The 18,173-nt window shown below is 44.9% G+C and carries 17 protein-coding genes and 1 tRNA gene; 5 read left to right on the top strand and 13 right to left on the bottom strand.

What is annotated here, in order from left to right; translation table 11 throughout:
• Positions 1-227: 227 nt before the first annotated feature.
• The 11 genes from DYD21_RS21085 to uvrA all read right to left on the bottom strand — a co-directional run bounded on the left by DYD21_RS21085 (position 228) and on the right by uvrA (position 10,687).
• Entirely contained in the window at positions 228-386 is a 159-nt protein-coding gene (locus DYD21_RS21085) for a hypothetical protein (RefSeq protein ID WP_158551635.1), read from the bottom strand.
• 14 nt (positions 387-400) lie between these two features.
• A complete protein-coding gene (locus tag DYD21_RS12580; RefSeq protein ID WP_116037328.1) occupies positions 401-622 on the bottom strand; it encodes a GIY-YIG nuclease family protein in 222 nt (73 codons plus the stop codon).
• Between the two features lie 67 nt (positions 623-689).
• Positions 690-761, bottom strand: a tRNA-Gly gene (locus DYD21_RS12575).
• Positions 762-1,073: 312 nt separating this feature from the next.
• Complete coding sequence (locus tag DYD21_RS12570) at positions 1,074-1,529, bottom strand: cupin domain-containing protein (protein ID WP_116037325.1); 456 nt, start codon at positions 1,527-1,529, stop codon at positions 1,074-1,076.
• On the bottom strand, positions 1,522-2,646 hold the full coding sequence (locus DYD21_RS12565; RefSeq protein ID WP_116037322.1) for a RuBisCO large subunit C-terminal-like domain-containing protein: 1,125 nt from the start codon (positions 2,644-2,646) through the stop codon (positions 1,522-1,524). The genes DYD21_RS12570 and DYD21_RS12565 overlap by 8 nt, the downstream gene beginning before the upstream one ends.
• 2 nt (positions 2,647-2,648) lie before the next feature.
• The gene (locus DYD21_RS12560) at positions 2,649-3,923 is read right to left on the bottom strand and encodes an adenylosuccinate synthase (protein ID WP_116037320.1); all 1,275 of its coding nucleotides are present in this window, start codon (positions 3,921-3,923) and stop codon (positions 2,649-2,651) included.
• A 67-nt stretch (positions 3,924-3,990) separates the two neighbouring features.
• On the bottom strand, positions 3,991-4,332 hold the full coding sequence (locus tag DYD21_RS12555; RefSeq protein ID WP_116037317.1) for an STAS domain-containing protein: 342 nt from the start codon (positions 4,330-4,332) through the stop codon (positions 3,991-3,993).
• Positions 4,333-4,362: 30 nt separating this feature from the next.
• Entirely contained in the window at positions 4,363-5,286 is a 924-nt protein-coding gene (secF, locus tag DYD21_RS12550; RefSeq protein WP_116037314.1) for a protein translocase subunit SecF, read from the bottom strand.
• Between the two features lie 50 nt (positions 5,287-5,336).
• On the bottom strand, positions 5,337-7,136 hold the full coding sequence (gene secD, locus DYD21_RS12545; RefSeq protein WP_116037311.1) for a protein translocase subunit SecD: 1,800 nt from the start codon (positions 7,134-7,136) through the stop codon (positions 5,337-5,339).
• Between the two features lie 91 nt (positions 7,137-7,227).
• Positions 7,228-7,785 (bottom strand): hypothetical protein, encoded by a 558-nt coding sequence (locus tag DYD21_RS12540; protein WP_116037308.1) that lies wholly within the window; start codon positions 7,783-7,785, stop codon positions 7,228-7,230.
• 61 nt (positions 7,786-7,846) lie between these two features.
• A complete protein-coding gene (gene uvrA, locus DYD21_RS12535) occupies positions 7,847-10,687 on the bottom strand; it encodes an excinuclease ABC subunit UvrA (RefSeq protein WP_116037306.1) in 2,841 nt (946 codons plus the stop codon).
• A gap of 317 nt (positions 10,688-11,004) precedes the next feature.
• On the opposite strand from uvrA, the gene DYD21_RS12530 reads away from it, so the two are divergent.
• From DYD21_RS12530 to DYD21_RS12515, 4 genes are all read left to right on the top strand, one after another.
• On the top strand, positions 11,005-11,388 hold the full coding sequence (locus DYD21_RS12530; RefSeq protein WP_199535536.1) for a DUF6152 family protein: 384 nt from the start codon (positions 11,005-11,007) through the stop codon (positions 11,386-11,388).
• Positions 11,388-11,885 (top strand): DUF6644 family protein, encoded by a 498-nt coding sequence (locus DYD21_RS12525; protein WP_199535535.1) that lies wholly within the window; start codon positions 11,388-11,390, stop codon positions 11,883-11,885. Before DYD21_RS12530 ends, DYD21_RS12525 begins: the two co-directional genes overlap by 1 nt.
• Before the next feature lie 116 nt (positions 11,886-12,001).
• Entirely contained in the window at positions 12,002-13,402 is a 1,401-nt protein-coding gene (locus tag DYD21_RS12520) for an amidohydrolase family protein (RefSeq protein WP_116037303.1), read from the top strand.
• A gap of 315 nt (positions 13,403-13,717) precedes the next feature.
• Entirely contained in the window at positions 13,718-15,118 is a 1,401-nt protein-coding gene (locus DYD21_RS12515) for a class II 3-deoxy-7-phosphoheptulonate synthase (RefSeq protein ID WP_116037301.1), read from the top strand.
• Positions 15,119-15,226: 108 nt separating this feature from the next.
• Here DYD21_RS12515 and DYD21_RS12510 read toward each other — a convergent pair whose 3' ends face one another.
• Together DYD21_RS12510 and DYD21_RS12505 are read right to left on the bottom strand one after the other, a co-directional pair.
• A complete protein-coding gene (locus tag DYD21_RS12510) occupies positions 15,227-16,195 on the bottom strand; it encodes a sugar phosphate isomerase/epimerase family protein (protein ID WP_116037298.1) in 969 nt (322 codons plus the stop codon).
• 35 nt (positions 16,196-16,230) lie between these two features.
• Entirely contained in the window at positions 16,231-17,220 is a 990-nt protein-coding gene (locus DYD21_RS12505) for a ThuA domain-containing protein (RefSeq protein WP_116037296.1), read from the bottom strand.
• 472 nt (positions 17,221-17,692) lie between these two features.
• Between DYD21_RS12505 and DYD21_RS12500 the strand changes: the two genes are divergently transcribed.
• Positions 17,693-18,121, top strand: coding sequence for an Hsp20/alpha crystallin family protein (locus DYD21_RS12500; RefSeq protein ID WP_116037293.1), 429 nt, complete (start codon positions 17,693-17,695; stop codon positions 18,119-18,121).
• Positions 18,122-18,173 lie beyond the last annotated feature (52 nt).

Raw genomic sequence — 18,173 nt, 5'->3', positions numbered from 1 at the left:
TTTCGGATCGGCGATCCGGTTTACGTACCACGGCTCGCCGAGCCGCGGCAATTGAGCATTTTAAAAACGATTAATCATGTGGATGCCTCGATCAAGTTTCGAGTGAACTGAAAGGGATCTTTGTCTCTGGCTGGATATGGTTTCCGGATCAGCGATCCGGTTTACGTACCACGGCTCGCCGAGCCGATTATGTAGCGCGGCTCGCTGAGCCGCAGCAATTGAGCATTTTAAAAACGATTAATCATGTGGATGCCTCGATCAAGTTTCGAGTGAACCGAAAGAGATCTTCGCCTCTGGTTGGATGTGGTTTCCGGATCGGCGATCCGGTTTACGTAGCACGGCTCGCTGAGCCGCGGCAATGGAGCGTTTTCAAAACGATAGATCAAAGAAATGTCTCGATTTAAATTCGGCTTTTCTTTCGTTTAATAAGATTTTCGAACTTGATGGCTTCGGTTTTGGTATCAAACGATTTATAGAATTTCAGTGACCAGGGAATGCCGGGTTTTGTGGATGGATTATCGCCCTGGTTATGCCGCTGAACTCGTTTCTCTAAAGTGGTACTGGTGTGGCCGGTGTAGTATCGATCTGTTGAAGAGCTGTACAGAATGTAGGTGTAAAACATATCTCTTGAATATGATGTTGAAATAAAAAAAGCTCAAAGAGGATGTCTTTGAGCTTTTTTGTAAATGAGCGGGAAACCGGATTTGAACCGGCGACCTTCTCGTTGGCAACGAGATGCTCTACCACTGAGCTATTCCCGCCTGGGAATATGTAGTTATCAAAATGTCAAGGTGGTAGGAAAGGCGTTGACCTTCTCGTTGGTCCCGAACGCTTTCGGGACTCTACCACTGAGCTATTCCCGCTTGGGAATATGTAGTTATCAAAATGTCAAGGTGGTAGGGAAGGCGTTGACCTTCTCGTTGGTCCCGAACGCTTTCGGGACTCTACCACTGAGCTATTCCCGCTTGGGAATATATAGTTATCAAAATGTCAATAGAAATTGATTTGAAACAAGTGAATTACGTTTCAATCAAGACTTAAAATATAAAACGATTTGCACTACCTTTTCAACACTATTTTCTGATTTTCTTTAAAATTTTTTCTGATCGTATTGTATTGCGGATCTGGTCATCGTCCGGAATGGAAGGACGATCTCTATATCGATCCACAACGCAAATAAAACCAAGTTCTTCCCCATTATCGGCGTGAAACTGGTGTATCGTTTCCGGGCCGATATAGACTACATCAAATGACTGAATGGAATGAAGTTCATCATTAAGAATAACGGACCCGCTTCCGCGGATGATCACTACGGAGTGCGGATGGCGGTGATATTCCAGTGAGGAGTATCCATCCGGCTGAATCTCAAAATATCGGGTTTCGGAGTTGAGCTCGGAATGTTCATCACCGAGAAGGGTGTACCGGTGAATATCACGAAAATTATCGGTTTCGGTTTTATAAATCTTTTTTTCAACCCCATCCCAGGAGAAATTATCGCATGATAGTACAGCGGACTTGCTTTTACTCATATTCACTCAATTTTGTTTGGAACTCACGGGCAGCTACTGTTAATCCTTTGGGATGCTTATACAAACTTCCCCCGATTAAAAAAAGTGTGTCAGCTCCATACTCATCCATCCATTTCTGCAGGCTGTTTCTGTCTATTCCGCCGGCAGGTACAGGAAAAGATCGTTTCATTTGAAGATCATTACTTCTGCACATCCGGTTAATCTCGTTGCACTCATCCACATGATAGGAGAATCGTCCCCCTGCATTGGGATAAATCACACAATCAGCCCCAAGTGCGCGCCAGAGCATCCCGAAGTAGACCGATGGGGCAAAACCGGAATGTTTGTGGATTGTATAGGGTCCGGAAAATGCAGGATGAGCCATGATTGGCATATCAGGAAACATTGCAGCTAATTCACTCACTGAATAAAGTCCTGTCAATTGTGGTGAGATCAGGAATCCATCAGCTCCATGTTGAGCGGCAAATTCTGCACGTTCCGTAAGTTCCCTGAATGTACCGGTGATGTTAGGGAAGTAAAGTGTCTTTTTTCCTGAAAGATTTTCAGCATCTCGTATTGCCGGAACGCACGATTGAACACGGGATTTAAAATCTGCGAGGGATTGATTTGCCAGCCCATGATCATCCTTGATTATATCAATGCCGCCTCCGGCAAATTCTGTGGCAATCCGGGCCAGTTCTTCAGAACTGCTGCCAATCGGTTTTAACGCGGTACAGCTCAGCGGACGTTTTGGTGCTGATAATCGCTCACGTATTCCATCAATTCCATGATTTGGGCCGCTGAATAGCGTGGAAAGAAAACCGGGATCAAGGCCGGTGACCTGAACTCCGGGTTTGATGGATACATTGCCAAAAACAACGTTTAAAAACTGAACCGTATCCCCGGAGACAATCTCTTTTTTGAAAAAGATTTTGGCTTTCCAGCGATTTCCCGCCTCTTCTTGTTCTTGCAATTCCTCAACCGTACCTACGTAATCAAGCAAGTGCCGGGGTACGGTTTCAACCGGAAGTTCAGCTGATTGCTCCACTGCAATGCCTGATGCTTTATCCTCAGCTTCGGATTGAGATCCGGCTGAAAAACAGTAATCGACAAAAAAAGAATCGCCGGAATCCGTCATCGTTACCGGATCAGTGTTTCTGTGCGGCCGGGACCTGTGGAGATGATTGAACAACGCGAACCTGTGTACTCTTCAATAAAAGAGATGTAGGTTTTCACTTCGTTGGGAAGCTGATCATACGATTTGGCATCGCGGCACGAGCTGCTCCACCCGCCAAATGTGCGATAGATGGGTTTCACATGATCAAGCGCACCGGTTTCAACAGGGTAAACATCTGTTTTTTTGCCGTTGATTTCGTAATGGGTGCACACCTGGATTTCATCAAAATCATCGAGCACATCCAATTTTGTTAGTGCTAGCTGATCCAGCCCGTTCAGGTTCACAGCATATTTCAGAGCAACAAGATCGAGCCATCCGCAGCGGCGGGGCCGGCCGGTTGTGGCGCCAAATTCAGCACCGTTCTTACGCAGCTTTTCACCTGTTCCATCAAACAGTTCGGTTGGATAGGGACCGTTTCCTACGCGGGTGGAATACGCTTTGGTGATACCAATGGCATTTGTGATGGAAGTGGGTGGAATTCCGCTGCCAACACAAGCTCCTCCGGCTGTAGGGGAGGAGGATGTGACATACGGATAGGTTCCGTGGTCAATATCCAGCAGAGATCCCTGGGCTCCTTCAAGAATAATATTCTTTCCGGAAGCGATCGCCTGGTGCAGCATGTTTGTGGTGTTGCAGATATACGGTTTGAGCCGCTCAATGACAGGATTCAACCCGTTCAGGATCTCATCTACATCAATTTCCGGTTCTTTGTGCACATGTGTCAGTGCTTTGTTGATTTCGGTAACATTGGATCTGACCATCTTTTCGAGTGCAGCGCCATTTGTAAGATCTGCCATGCGAATTCCTACCCGGGCTACTTTACTTACATAGGCTGGCCCGATACCCCGACCGGTTGTGCCAATCGCATCTTTTCCGCGGCTTTTTTCACGAACCTGGTCAAGAATTTTATGATAGGGCAAGATGACATGCGCCGAACCGCTCACATAAAAACGATCTTTGAGATCGGAACCAAATGCTTCCACTTCATCTATTTCATCAACAAGAGCGTTAGGATCGATGACGACCCCATTTCCTATGATGCATTTTGCCGAACCGTTAAATATTCCCGATGGTATCAGGTGAAGAACGATCTCTTTACCATCAAACTTTATCGTATGCCCTGCATTTGCACCACCCTGGTAACGCACAACAAAATCTGCATCTTTACTCAGGTGATCTACAATTTTACCTTTGCCTTCATCGCCCCATTGGGCGCCAATAATTATTTTAGTTGCCATAAGCCAAAAAAAAGGAGGTGCTGAACACCCCCTTATGATTAATAGGATAAATTAAGGTTCAAAGCAGTTATTCTGAGTACGATTCAACCGCCTCATCAAGCGATTGATAATGCTTGAACACGGTGATTAGCTTTGTTACGATAAGCAGACTTTCAATCTTATCACCTGCGTTGCAGATCCTCAGATCGCCGCCGGCTTTCCTCATTGTTGTAAGGCCGCCAATTAGCATTCCAAGACCCGACGAGTTCATAAACTTCACTTTACTGAGGTCAACGACCACGTTTTTTTGATCTTTTTCGATCAGCTCGTGAAGCTTTTCATTTAAACTTACTGCATCTGGTCCTCCCATCACATTTCCTTTAAATGCGATGACAACACAGTTATAACGCTCTGAAACATTAAAACCCATGACTATTTCCGTTTGTGATTATAAATTAGTTTACGACTTTGCCTTTGCTTTGAGTGCTCGTTTCTGCAGTTCCACAACAAAAGAACTTGCTACGAAAAGTGAGCTGTAAGTACCCAGAATGACTCCGATTACAAGGGCGAAGGCGAAACCTTTAAGCACTTCTCCGCCGAATATAAACAGCACGGTGACCACAAACAAGGTTGTAACCGAAGTGACAACCGTTCGGCTAAGGGTGTCATTCAAACTTTTGTTAATCATATCCTTAAACTCCATCGTTTTATAGATCAGAGAGTTCTCCCGGATACGGTCAAAAACAACCACCGTATCGTTAAGGGAGTAACCCACAATGGTAAGGAATGCGGCAATCAGTGCCTGGTCGATCGTGACATTAAAATTCACCAGCGGTTCCAGGATGGTGAAAATTCCGAGTACAATAACCACATCATGAATCAATGCGGCAACGGCACCGGCGGAAAAATACCACCCTTTAAACCGTATCAGAATGTAGATGAAAATAACTGCCACAGCAAATAAAATGGAATTAATCGCTGCAACCTTGAGGTCTTCCGCAAAGCGCGGCCCCACTACATCTGTTTTGATGACCGTCACCGGATTATCCGGATAAAGCTGGGTGAGTGAAGCCATAATAGTATTCTGGACATCACCGATGTCACCTTCTGCATCTGTTCGGATGAGAATATCACTTGATGAACCAAAGAGCTTGAGTTCAGGTGGCGCACCCAGTGTTTCGGTGAGTTCTGCTCGTATCTCTACAACATCTACATCATTCTCGAAATCAAAGACGTACTCTTTTCCGCCCCTGAAGTCGATACCGTAATTCAGTCCCATCGTCAATACTGCCACAATGGACCCGATAAATAAAAACCCGGAGACGACATACATCATCTTTTGAGCTTTAATAAAATCAAAATTAGGTGTTTCAAACCATTTCATAATTGATACCTGTGTTTAAAGTATTTAAAAAATTTCTGTTCAGCGATTGATTATCCAAAACTGATACTGGATGTTTTTTCACGAGTCAGGTAGTCTACAATGACACGTGTGATTACAATAGCGCTGAAGAGTGATGAAGCAATACCTGCCATCAGCGTAATCGCGAAGCCTTTAATCGGGCCAACGCCAAAGCTGAACAGAATCACAGCTACAAAGAAGGTCGTTACGTTCGCATCAATAATTGCACTCATTGCGTTCGAGTAGCCGTTATCGATGGATGCTCTTAGTGTTTTACCGGCTCGCAACTCCTCGCGGATACGGTCGAAGATCAGTACGTTGGCATCCACCGCCATACCGATCGTAAGAACAATTCCGGCGATACCCGGTAAGGTGAGTGTGGCGTTGAAGGCCGCCAGAATCCCTAATATGAAAATGATGTTCAGGGTAAGCGCCAAATCGGCAATCCCTCCCCCTACGTGGTAGTAGGCTATCATAAACAGGGCAACAATGAGCAAACCAAACATAACAGAGTAGAAACCGGCTTTAATGGATGCCTCACCGAGTGTGGCACCTACCGTTCTCTCCTCAATAATTTCAAGAGGTGCAGGAAGTGCACCGGAAAGCAGAATGTTTACAAGATCTTCCGCTTCCTGCAATCCGCCCATTCCGGAGATGGATGATCGTCCACCCGTAATTTTCGAGCGAACATTCGGGTAGGAATACACATAACCGTCGAGCACAATAGCGACCGGCCGGCCAATGTTTGCCCCGGTAATCCGTGCCCATCGCCGGGTTCCTTCGGAGTCCATTGTCATGGAAACTTCCGGAGCGTTTGTATTCGGATCGAATGCAACACGCGCTTCAGAAACGATATCGCCGGTCATCTCAACTTGTGAACGGACAGAAATCAGTTCAAACAGATCGAGACCCCGGTCCTGCGCAAATGGTGTAGCGCCCCACATCAGGGTTGAATTTCTGGGCAGAAGGGATAGAACTTCATCCTGGAAAATAAGCTGGTTAACACGGGCGGTGTCAGGTCCGGCTGCAAATCCAACTACATACTGGCTTCGTGCCTGTGGATTAAGAACTTCGAGAAGCGGGTTGTTGCCGTTCTCTTCCTCAGCTTGTTCCTCAAAATATTGAATGATTTGATCCCTGGCGTTGCTGATTTCATCCGCATTGGGAGTCAGGCGGAATTCAAGCCGTGCTGTTCCGCGCAACAAATCCCGAACTCGCTGTTCATCATCTACACCGGGCAGTTCAACCACGAGGCGGCTGTTTCCCTGCTGCAGGATGGACGGCTCAGTTACACCAAAACGGTCAACCCGTGTCCGGATAATTTCCATCGCACGTTCAACGGCGCTGCTGCGCTGGCCCCGAAGGTACTCTTCCACCTCGGAGTTTGTTGATCGGCGAGTGATGTTTTCCGCATCCGAGCGGTAGTATCGGCTAAGCATAGCGTTTGGATCACGGCTTTCAAATTCATTTACGAATTCGGTGATAAAGTCTGTACGCTGCTCCATAGACCGTTCATTGGCTGTATTGATGATATCTTCGAGACTGTCATCCGCAAAATCACCTGCGAGTTCATGAATAAGCTGGGCAACGCCAACTTCAAGCGTTACATACATGCCGCCTTGAAGGTCAAGTCCAAGAGAGAGTGATCGGGCTTGAAGATTCTGAAGCCGCTCCCGGTTTTCATCAAGATAGGTTACGCGTTCGGCCTCCGGCATGTCGTCGATGTGACGCTGTTCCAGAGTCCACTGAACAGTTGGGAATAGATACCAGATGGTCATACCCAAAAAGAGTACGATACATCCGATTTTAAATCCGTTGTTTTGTTTTTTCATAGCAGTTCAAATATGATTATTTAATAAAATAATGGTAGCCGGGAGAATCCCCGGAAATTGAAATAGAAAACGTTGGTAAGAAAAGGGAGCGCTACGGCGCGTTGATACTGATGCCGCTGATCAAAGGGGGGAGAAGCCAGGTACTGCCGGAATCAAAATCATTGGGCAGCAGTGCGGTTTGCGGCAGTTTTAATAATAACTCACGAAAGGGTTTTGTATATGTTGCAAGATCGGTCGGAGCGATCCATTTCTGGATCGGTTTTACAATTTCGGGAAGGACTGCATTACTGCTATGCTGACTGTTAAATGTGCTCCACTGTCCAATGAGCCAGCTTGATACATTCTTCTTTTCATCATTTGATGAGGTAAAAGGGCTGATCCGAAAATCATCCTTATGGTCTGCTATCAGTTTTGATGCATCCTGAATGAGCATCCAGAAGTTGGAAGCTTCTTTAGGTAATTTTTTGATCCGGTCGCGCAGTTCCGCTTCTGCAGAATCACCACTTGCTACAACTTTATGATCCAGCCACTGTGTGAAGGCTGCTTTTTTAGCATCACCAAAAAATGGATTGGCCAGATGTGCGGCGAATCCCGCAAACAGGATGCCGATGACCAGAAGGCGCGTGATATGTGAAAATCGAGCTAACATGCAGTTCGGTAAAATAGGCAGAATAGCGAGTGCAGACAAAATATATCTTCACTCAAATAAACTATTTTTTTACCAAACGTTTCTCTCTTGCAAATTCTTGCTTTAAAAATTGTCCTGTGTGGCTTTTTGTGACTTCAGCGACCGTTTCCGGTGTGCCTTCAGCAATAATTTCTCCGCCTCCGTCACCGCCCTCCGGCCCCATGTCAATCACCCAGTCGGCTGCCTTGATCAAATCGAGATTATGTTCGATGACGATCACGGTATTTCCTTTTTCCACAAGTTTTTGAATCACATCCACCAGCATGCGAACATCCTGAAAATGAAGCCCGGTGGTAGGTTCATCCATGATGTACATCGTGTCGCCCGTACCAATTTTTGAGAGTTCGCGCGATAGTTTGATTCGCTGTGCCTCCCCGCCGCTTACGGTCGTACTCGACTGCCCGAGGGTTAAATATCCCAGGCCCACAGAGTTTAGCGTTTTCAGTTTTCGTTTGATGGCAGGTACAGAGTCGAAGAATTCTGAAGCTTCACTGACCGGCATTTTCAGAACATCAGAGATATTTTTTCCTTTGTAATGAATTTCAAGCGTCTCCCGGTTGTATCGATGGCCGTTGCAAACTTCGCAATCGACGTACACATCGGGCAGGAAATTCATCTCAATTTTCCGAACGCCATCTCCTTTACATGTTTCACAGCGTCCGCCTTTTACGTTGAAGGAAAAGCGTCCCTGGTCGTACCCGCGAATTTTTGATTCCGGCAATTCAGCAAAAAGAGACCGGATGTGATCAAAAACCTTGGTATACGTTCCGGGATTGGATCTTGGTGTGCGGCCAATCGGACTCTGGTCGATCGAGATCACCTTATCCACGTTATCAAGCCCTTCAATTTTTTGATAGGGGAGCGGTACGGATTTGGAGTTATAAAATGTGGTAGCGAGAATAGGCTCCAGGGTCTGGTTGATCAGTGTACTTTTGCCGCTTCCGCTGACGCCCGTCACGCAGATGAATTTACCCAGCGGAATCTCCAGATCAACATCTTTAAGATTATGCCCCGATGACTGATTCAGCCGAATCGATTTACCGGTACCCTCTCGTCGTTCAGGATTGTAGGGAATGGTCTCCAGATCTTTGAGAAAACGGGTGGTCAGCGCTGATTCATCCAGCTCATCCGGTGTGCCTTCAGTAACAATTTCACCGCCATTTGTACCCGCTCCCGGCCCCAGATCTACCACGTAATCGGCATGTTCAATCGTTTCGCGATCGTGCTCAACCACAATCACCGAGTTTCCGAGATCGCGCAGTGTTTCCAGTGATTTGATCAGCTTGATATTATCCCGCTGATGAAGTCCGATGCTGGGTTCATCAAGAATATAGAGCACGCCAACAAGCTGAGTCCCGATCTGTGTTGCAAGCCGGATTCGCTGAGCTTCGCCGCCACTGAGGGTTTGCGCTTCCCGGTTGAGTGAAAGATACGACAGACCTACATTCAGCAGGAAATCGAGCCGGTCGATCACTTCCTTAAGAACCTGGTGACCGATTTTACGCTGCCGTTCGGTGAGGTTTAGATTTGTAACGGTATGCCTGAGCGATTCTATATCCTGCTGAACGAGATCGTGAATGGAATGCCCGTCAATTTTATACGAAAGTGCCTCTTTGTTGAGACGTCCGCCCCCGCAGGTGCTGCAGTCCACTTTTGATAAATACGCTTTCGCTTTATCACGCTGTTTATTTGATTTGCTTTCCTCGTACTGCTCGCGAATAACGGACCGGATACCCGCAAATTTATGCTTGTAGGTGACGTTGCTGTTTTTAAAATCGTAACTGACATCAAACTTCTGATCGCCGGCTCCATCAAACAGTACATCTATCACTTCTTCTGGAAAATCTTTCAGCGGCGTTTCAAAATCGAGGTTGAACGATTCGAGAACGGCCTGCATCTGTTTAAAAACAAATATATCGCGAGGTTTCCCAAAGAAACGGAGGCCGCCATCGGCAATCGATTCATCGGTGTTTGGAATAACAAGCTGCTGACTTACATCGTAGCGATATCCCAGTCCGTTGCACGTTTTGCAGGCTCCGTACGGCGAATTAAATGAAAAAAGATTTGGGGCCGGATCTTCATAGGAGAGTCCGCTTTCGGGATCGTAAAGATTTTTAGAATAGACTTTATCGCGGATGCCCTCTTTTGTCTGAATGCCCAGAACCAGGTTGCCGTCAGCCATTTCAAGCGCCATATGCACGCTTTCAGAAATTCGTTTTTCACTTTTAGGGCTGATGACAAACCGGTCGACCACCACTTCAATATTGTGCGTTTTGTATCGATCCAGTTTGATTTCGCCTTCCAGATCAATCAATTCACCATCCACGCGAGCTTTAACAAATCCCTGTTTCTGCATCTGTTCAAACAGTTCGCGGTAGTGACCTTTCCGGCCACGAACCACCGGCGCCAGGCAATACGCTTTGGTGCCCTGCTCAATATCCATTATCGCCGCAACAATCTGATCGGAGGTCTGCTTCTCCATCTTGTTACCCGATTTGTAGGAATAGGGTGTTGCCACCCGGGCGTAGAGAAGCCGCAGAAAATCGTAGATCTCGGTGACGGTTCCAACCGTTGATCGCGGATTCCGGTTGGTGGTTTTCTGGTCGATGGAAATTACCGGCGAGAGTCCGTCGATGAAATCAACATCAGGGCGCTCCATCATTCCCATAAACTGCCGGGCGTAGGCTGAAAGTGATTCAAGAAAGCGGCGCTGCCCCTCTGCATAAATCGTATCAAAAGCGAGCGATGATTTACCCGACCCTGAGAGCCCGGTAAAAACGACCAGCTTCTCTCTGGGAATGTTGATGTCGATATTTTTGAGATTGTGTTCGCGGGCTCCGCGGATGATGATATTGTTTTGCAAGGGTAATCTGGGTGATGTTTAATAAACTATATAAAATACGAAACCTTTCAGGTAACATCACGTTCCCGGCAGATAAAATATTTCCAAGGACTGATTAGTTTCTTTTTTTATGGTAAACCAGCAGGTTCTTATCCTATTACCACTCCGGTTTTTTACTAACTGTCATTTTAGAAATTAAACTATACTCCATCTTATCTTCGGCGTGGTTACCCGATATATTAATTAGTGATGGGGATTTGTAAAACCTTCTTGTAGTACTTGCAAAAGATTTTGTATACAGTTTAATTATATATTCACTTTAATTAATTAATAATATCATGAGAAAAATCATTTTGATTAGAGCCAGTGTTTTCCTTTGTGCAGCTGCATTTATAGCTGCCGGAACTGTACTTCACCATGGTTGGGCAAATTATGATGCAGATAAAGAGATGGATTATAACGGTATAATCCAAAGTAATGATATTGGAAATCCTCACACCTATATCGATATCGAGGTAATTGGTGAGGAGGAAATTGAAATAAAAGAGTGGAAAGTAGTGCTTGCACCTGTAACAAGAATGCGAAACCGGGGAATGACCGATGATTCAATGCTGGCTGTTGGTGATACAGTGAGAGTTGTTGGTTATCCGCACAGAAATATTGAAAATGAGATGCGTGCTGAACGAATCATTATTGGTGATGTGACCATTGAATTGCGGTAGTGTTTTTTCTGGAAAGTAGTTCAGGTTTTTTGCATTGGCTTGAGAATAGTGAAGCAGCTCTATTCTTTCGTCAGTCCATTTGGCTTTATCCAGCTGTGGAGATCATCCATATTATTGGTTTTGCAGTATTAGTGGGTGCTGCATTTCTTTTTGATCTTCGTTTACTGGGAATGGCCCGAAAATTACCGGTCAAAGAATCAATTAAACATTTTATTCTGTGGGCGCGTATCAGTTTTTTAGCTGTACTGCTGAGTGGATTGATACTTTTCATGGTAAATGCAGTTAGTATTGCATTCAATCCGGCATTCAGAATAAAACTTGCCCTTATTTTTCTTGCTGGCCTGAATGCATATGTTTTTCACACATTTACGGTTAGAACTGTGGGTAAGTGGAACATCAATAGAATGCCTCCGGTTAAAGCAAGGGTTGCAGGCATATTATCAATACTGCTCTGGTTTAGTGTTATTGCCTGCGGCAGATTGATCGCTTATACTTAAAACAAAATATTATTACAGAAATGGATAGCAGATAATAGTTGATTTTGCCTACAAGGAATATTTAAGGCAGATCCGGCATAATGATTAAAATTGCATAATCTCAAAAAAAGGGTACTATGATTACAAAAAATAAATTCAGGAATTACTTTTACTCTCTTATTTGTCTGGTTGCTTTTTCATCTTTTTTTATGGTCGGTTTAAGTGCGGATAAATCGGGAGAAATAAATAACTTCGGCGTATATGCTTTTACGGATGTAAATGTAGTGCCAATGGATGAAGAACGCATTCTCGAAAATCATACCGTTATTGTCAGAGATGGCAGAATTTCTTCCGTTGCACCGTCTGGTGACATAGAAATCCCTGAAAATGCAGAACAGATTGATGGGAGTGATAAATATTTAATGCCCGGGCTAACGGAGATGCATGGACATATTCCCGGATCTGATAATCCCCAATATGTTGAAGATGTGCTATTTCTCTATATTTCCAATGGTGTAACAACTGTACGTAACATGGCAGGAAACCCATACCATATAGAGCTGAGAGACAAGGTGGCAGAGGGTGAGGTAACAGGGCCCACAATTTTTGCCGCAACACCCTGGTTAAGTTCCAACTCTGTTTCGGGACCGGAGGATGCCGAACGTGCTGTTCGGGAATATAAGGAAGCGGGTTTTGATCACATGAAAATGGGAAGCCTGCCACAGGATACATATCTCGCTGTTGCAGAGGCTTCTCAAGAAATTGGACTGCCGTTTGCCGGGCACATACCGGAAGGTGTGGGACTCGTTAATGCATTAGAAGCCGGCCAGAAATCCATTGATCATTACGACAGGTATGTTGAATTTCTGGTGCCGGATGATGCCGGCTGGGATGGAAGTAATCCCGGGTTTTTTGGCAGTGCTGTTGTTCATCTTGCTGATGCGAGTCGAATTTCTGAGGCTGTAGAGCGCACTATAGAGGCCGGAACATGGAATGTGCCCACCTTAAGCCTTGTAGAACATCTTGCATCTGAAGTACCTGCTGAGGAGATGGCTGAGTGGCCGGAAATGAAGTATATGCCGGCTGATGTGGTAGATGGCTGGGTGAATTCGAAGCGTGACTTTCAGGCCAGAGATGATTTTCAACCTGAAGCAGCAAATCGCCTTGTTGAAATTCGTCAAATACTTACAAAAGAACTTCACGATAGTGGTGCTCCTATAGCACTTGGGTCTGATGCACCACAATTCTTTAATGTGCCCGGATTTTCTATTCACCACGAGTTAGAAATGATGGTGGCAACCGGTCTTTCACCCTATGAAGTTCTGGTTACAGGGACAAAAAATCCGGCTATCTATTATGATACACCTGATGAGTTCGGTACAGTTGAAGAAAACAGAAGGGCAGATCTGATCCTGCTAAATCAAAATCCGCTGCAAGACATCGCTAACGTAAGTGACAGAGCCGGCGTGATGGTTAGGGGAGAGTGGTGGCCTGAAGAAAAAATTCAGGAACGGCTAAATCAAATCGCAAACAATTAAAAAGAGACGCGGTTTTAGGAGCCGGTTCCAAAAGCAGTTGATGAGCTGTTTTCTGTACAAGACGACTTAAAATAAAGAATTTTAGGCATTTTTTGGCCGTACAGACCAATGTCGTGTTATCGATAAAGTGTCGGATAAAACCTGTCAGGTTTATTGGGTTTTAAATTCATAAAAAGGATTTTATTCCCCAAACCTGACAGGTTTAAAATTGGCATGACACTAATGCGTGAGAAAATTATAGGAACCGGCACTTCTTTCCCCGCGAAATTGTTATATTAAAGGCTATTTTTGATAACAATGAACCACAACATATCTATGAGTACGAAACAGAAAACGGCAAATCCCATCTCATCTGCACGTTCTACATCGGGGCTTGACTGGCACCCGCTATCGTGGAACGACAAGCCTATTAAGCAGTTACCTACGTATCCTAATACGGAAGAACTTCAAAGCAGGTATCGCGAACTGCAGGATTTGCCCCCGCTCATTACATCGTGGGAAATTGAAGCACTTAAAGAGAAGCTTGCTGATGTATCGAACGGGAAAGGATTTTTACTTCAGGGCGGAGATTGTGCTGAAACGTTTGATGCATGTAAATCCCCCAAAATAGTAAACCTGCTGAAAGTACTGCTCCAGATGAGTTTCATTCTTGTGCATGAAATGGGCACGCCTGTCGTTCGAATCGGCCGGATAGCGGGTCAGTTTGCCAAACCGCGATCTAAAGATTTTGAAGTGATTGACGGTGTGGAAATGCTCAATTACCGCGGTGACCTGATTAACAGCTTCGAGCCAAATGCCGAAGCGCGAAAACCGGATCCGTCACGCATGATTCAGGCGTACAATAAATCTGCACTGACACTTAACTTTTTGCGTGCGCTGACCGATGAAGGCTTTGCCGATCTCCAGCATCCCGAACAGTGGGAGCTCGATTTCATGAAAAACAACGAGTATTATAAGGATTACGAAGCGATGGTGAATTCCATCCACAAGGCGATTCATTTCATGGAGACGATCACACCGAACGTATTCACCACACTCCACAAGATCGATCTGTATACCTCGCACGAGGCTTTAAATCTTTATTATGATTCCGCACAAACCCGTCAGGTACCGCGAAAAAGCGGCTGGTTCAATCTGAGCGGACATATGGTATGGCTCGGTAACCGGACCAAGCAGCTGGATGGTGCACACGTGGAGTACCTGAAAGGAATCGAAAATCCTATTGGAATTAAAGTTGGGCCGCCGTTTGATCTGGATGAAACCCTGAAACTGATTGAGACCGTCAACCCAACACACGAGGCAGGTAAAATTGTATTGATTACGCGGATGGGCGTGGATGATGTTGAGAAAATTATGCCGGACTTTATCAAGGCGATTAAAAAAGAAGGACATCCTGTTGTCTGGAGCTGCGACCCGATGCACGGAAACACCTTCTCAACGGGGAACAGCATTAAAACCCGAAGTTTTGATGATATTCTGCAGGAGATTCGCACGACATTTGCTGTACACAGGGCGGAAGGAAGTTACCTTGGCGGCGTTCATCTGGAACTTACCGGCGACAACGTCACCGAATGTGTTGGCGGAGCCAACGGCCTGAATGAAGATAGCCTGGATCTCAATTACGAAACATACTGCGATCCCCGCCTGAACTACGAGCAGAGTCTTGAAATGGCGTTTCTCGTAGCGAAAGAGTGGAATAAGAGCTACGGTAAATAAAAATATCACTCATAAATGAAAACAGCACGCCGGAAACGACGTGCTGTTTACTCATTATTCAGTCAATTACAAGAGTGCTTTCCTGAATGCTGCTTTCAAAAAAGCAGATTACACATCACAAAGGGCAATCGCTTCTCTGAGCCCTTCCATAGGATCGCGGGTGGGGATAAATTCCTGTCCCACATATCCTTCATACCCGATATCAAGAAGCGCCTGCATGATTGGAGGATAGAACAGCTCCTGGGAATCATCCAGTTCAGCACGGTTTGGAACTCCGGCGGTGTGCACATGGCCAATAAGGTCGGTGCCATACTCATGTATTCGGGCGATAATATCACCATTCATAATCTGTACGTGATAGATATCAAAGAGCAGCTTCACGTGAGATGAGCCCACTTCACGAATGATATCTGCACAGTAATCGATGTCATCGCCCTGGTAGCCGGGATGCCCGCGGTTGTCATCATCTTCAACCCGTGAGTTCAGATGTTCCACACAGATGGTAACATCGTGACGTTCGCCGTACCGGGCAAGCTCTTTCAGCCCGTCAACGGTATATTGAGCGCCTTCATCCGACGGAATGGTTCCGGCATCGGGGTTATCGAGATCACGATACTCAAATCCGGTAAATGCAATAACATTTGGGACGCCTGCTTCGCCACATTCCTCAATCCTGCGTTTAGTCTTCTCTAAAACCTCGTCGCGATACCTGGGATTATTCAATCCTTTTTCAAAAGGAGGGTCCGGCATTCCATTCACAGACATTCCGCACTGCAATCCATACTCTTTCATGGTTGGCCACTCATCCGGTCCCACGAGTTCAATTCCTTCACAGCCCAGCTCAACGGCAGCCTGGCAAAGCTGATCAAGACTCCAGTGCTCCCCAAAATTCATGTACGGCCATGAAACGAGAATCTGTTTGATGCGACCGTTTTCAACCGCTTTTTTCCTGCTTTTCTTCTTTTCAGATGCAAACACGTTCCCGGGAATTGATAAGCCCGCAGCAAACGTTGCTGATAGTGCAGCTGTATTTTTTAGCATATCACGACGTGTGATGAGTTTCTTGGAATTTGACATAAAATCTGTTTTGGTTTAATGTGGTTTAATAAAGGTTAATTATTGGCTTTATCAAGCATATCCTGTATGTCCTGATGGTCCCAGTCATCTGGAATAGGATCGTCAGTTAACTCAGCCAGTTCAAGAGCGGTGATGGGAGCGAATTGTAAGCCATCCTGGGGGACATCAGCTCCAGCACTCCATACAATTGCATTTGCTACTATTCTTCGAAACTGATCATGTCCCCAGTTCCAGTGATAATGGCCGCCGGTAAAGCCGAATGATCTGCCCCCATTGGTTCTTTCAAAAGCCCAGGCTACATGTTGTTCTTCTTCATTTTGAAGAACAGATTCACGCACATGAGGATTATTAGAATGTGGTCCATCATCCCGTTCGAGTGATTCGGCAGGGGGGAGGTCGGTAAGAACCGGAGTAACACCTTCCATCTGATCGGCAAACCTCATGTGATAATACCACTCATCGCGAATGGAAAAACTTTTAACACCGCGTTGTATTGGATGCGTTGAAAATTCGTTGAAATCTGCTGTCCAAAAAGGATTTACTGACCAATCCGTTTCAAAATAACCACCCTGCCACTCTATAAATTTATTTCCTGCTTCTCCTTTAGGAACTTCAACGGCATAATGAAGGGTAACAAATCCTACTCCGCGTTCCATGACTTCATTAAAACTTTCAAGATGATCCATAATGGGATGACCCGGGCCACCGTTTGAATAGATAACAACAGAATGAACATCATCAAAAATTGAAGCATCAGCAGGCCATCCGTTAATAACTGTTGTTTTTACACCCACATCAGCCTCTTCAATGGTTGATGCCAAAAGCTGAGAACCTCCATAATGCTCATGATTGCCGAACCCGTGTGAGGGAGCGCCTGCAATAAATAATACATGCTTGTCTTCTGCTTTGATAGAATTATTAGGATTATATGGTAAACCCTTATTCAAAAGTTCAATAGCAGAGATAATAGCAAGTATCCCTAAAAATAGGTGAATAATAAATTTATAATTGAAAACCTGGATCATGGCAGGATATTTAAATTTATAGGTGACTCTCTCTTAATTCATAATCTGAACCTTGATAAAGTATGTTGGGACATATTTGTGGTAGATCGTATTAGCCATTTGAGAGGATTTTAAATTGGTAAAGCAAAATGGAATAAATCTTTTATGGATTTGCAGATGCTTTTTATTAAAAATTTGTGATTAAAAAAGCATGACTCTGATAATAATAAATTAAAAACAGAAAAATAACTCAGAAAAAAGAGATGTGAATTGAATGCTGTCTACCCGTAGAAATTGGGTTACTTGTCATTTTTTCAGTTTCTGTCCGTCAGTTCGTCGAAAATATAATGACAAGGTGATTCATACGTTATCCAACCTGAAACTCCTTCATTGAAATGTTGATCATTCTGGCAGGGTTCTGCCAATTATTTCAGTTGGCATATCGCTTGCAGCTATAATAACAGAACCAATTAACACAAATGGAGGCTTAATCATGACTCTTATTAAATATAGCAGACCCGGAAGAAATGTAGCCGGAAAACATTTTTCAGATATAATGGATGAATTTTTTAATGAAGCGGTTGCAGATCGCACATCAACATTTTCACCCAGCATCAATATTTCAGAAACGGAAAATAACTTCAATATAGAAGTGGAAGTTCCGGGCATGAAAAAGGATGATATCAACGTTGATATTGAAAACAATGTGTTAACCGTTAGCGGTGAGCGCAAGCATGAAACGGAAGAAAAAGAACGCAGGTTTCACAGGGTTGAAACCCGTTATGGATCATTCAGCCGTACGTTTCAGCTGCCAGATCACGTTGACTCTGAAAACATCGAAGCAACATATGCCGATGGTGTTCTGAATATTCAGCTCGGTAAACGTGAAGAAAAGCTTAAAAAACAGATAGCGATTCAATAGTGTTCTCTCACGAGAGCAGGTTAGTTAGTTGCCGGGGCCGTATTGATCTATG

This window comes from Rhodohalobacter sp. SW132, from assembly GCF_003390325.1.
Lineage (GTDB): Bacteria > Bacteroidota > Rhodothermia > Balneolales > Balneolaceae > SW132.
Note: the sequence above shows the minus strand (reverse complement) of the source record. Positions and strands in the feature narration are given on the sequence as shown.

Excerpts from the sequence above, each read along its gene's own strand:
- DYD21_RS12555 (WP_116037317.1), bottom strand. The coding sequence starts at position 4,332 with ATGGGTTTTAATGTTTCAGAGCGTTATAACTGTGTTGTCATCGCATTT.
- DYD21_RS12500 (WP_116037293.1), top strand. The coding sequence starts at position 17,693 with ATGACTCTTATTAAATATAGCAGACCCGGAAGAAATGTAGCCGGAAAA.
- DYD21_RS12565 (WP_116037322.1), bottom strand. The coding sequence starts at position 2,646 with ATGACGGATTCCGGCGATTCTTTTTTTGTCGATTACTGTTTTTCAGCC.
- DYD21_RS12530 (WP_199535536.1), top strand. The coding sequence starts at position 11,005 with ATGAGAAAAATCATTTTGATTAGAGCCAGTGTTTTCCTTTGTGCAGCT.
- DYD21_RS12560 (WP_116037320.1), bottom strand. The coding sequence starts at position 3,923 with ATGGCAACTAAAATAATTATTGGCGCCCAATGGGGCGATGAAGGCAAA.
- DYD21_RS12515 (WP_116037301.1), top strand. The coding sequence starts at position 13,718 with ATGAGTACGAAACAGAAAACGGCAAATCCCATCTCATCTGCACGTTCT.
- DYD21_RS12510 (WP_116037298.1), bottom strand. The coding sequence starts at position 16,195 with ATGTCAAATTCCAAGAAACTCATCACACGTCGTGATATGCTAAAAAAT.
- DYD21_RS12520 (WP_116037303.1), top strand. The coding sequence starts at position 12,002 with ATGATTACAAAAAATAAATTCAGGAATTACTTTTACTCTCTTATTTGT.
- DYD21_RS12505 (WP_116037296.1), bottom strand. The coding sequence starts at position 17,220 with ATGATCCAGGTTTTCAATTATAAATTTATTATTCACCTATTTTTAGGG.
- secD (WP_116037311.1), bottom strand. The coding sequence starts at position 7,136 with ATGAAAAAACAAAACAACGGATTTAAAATCGGATGTATCGTACTCTTT.
- secF (WP_116037314.1), bottom strand. The coding sequence starts at position 5,286 with ATGAAATGGTTTGAAACACCTAATTTTGATTTTATTAAAGCTCAAAAG.
- DYD21_RS12540 (WP_116037308.1), bottom strand. The coding sequence starts at position 7,785 with ATGTTAGCTCGATTTTCACATATCACGCGCCTTCTGGTCATCGGCATC.
- DYD21_RS12570 (WP_116037325.1), bottom strand. The coding sequence starts at position 1,529 with ATGAGTAAAAGCAAGTCCGCTGTACTATCATGCGATAATTTCTCCTGG.
- DYD21_RS12580 (WP_116037328.1), bottom strand. The coding sequence starts at position 622 with ATGTTTTACACCTACATTCTGTACAGCTCTTCAACAGATCGATACTAC.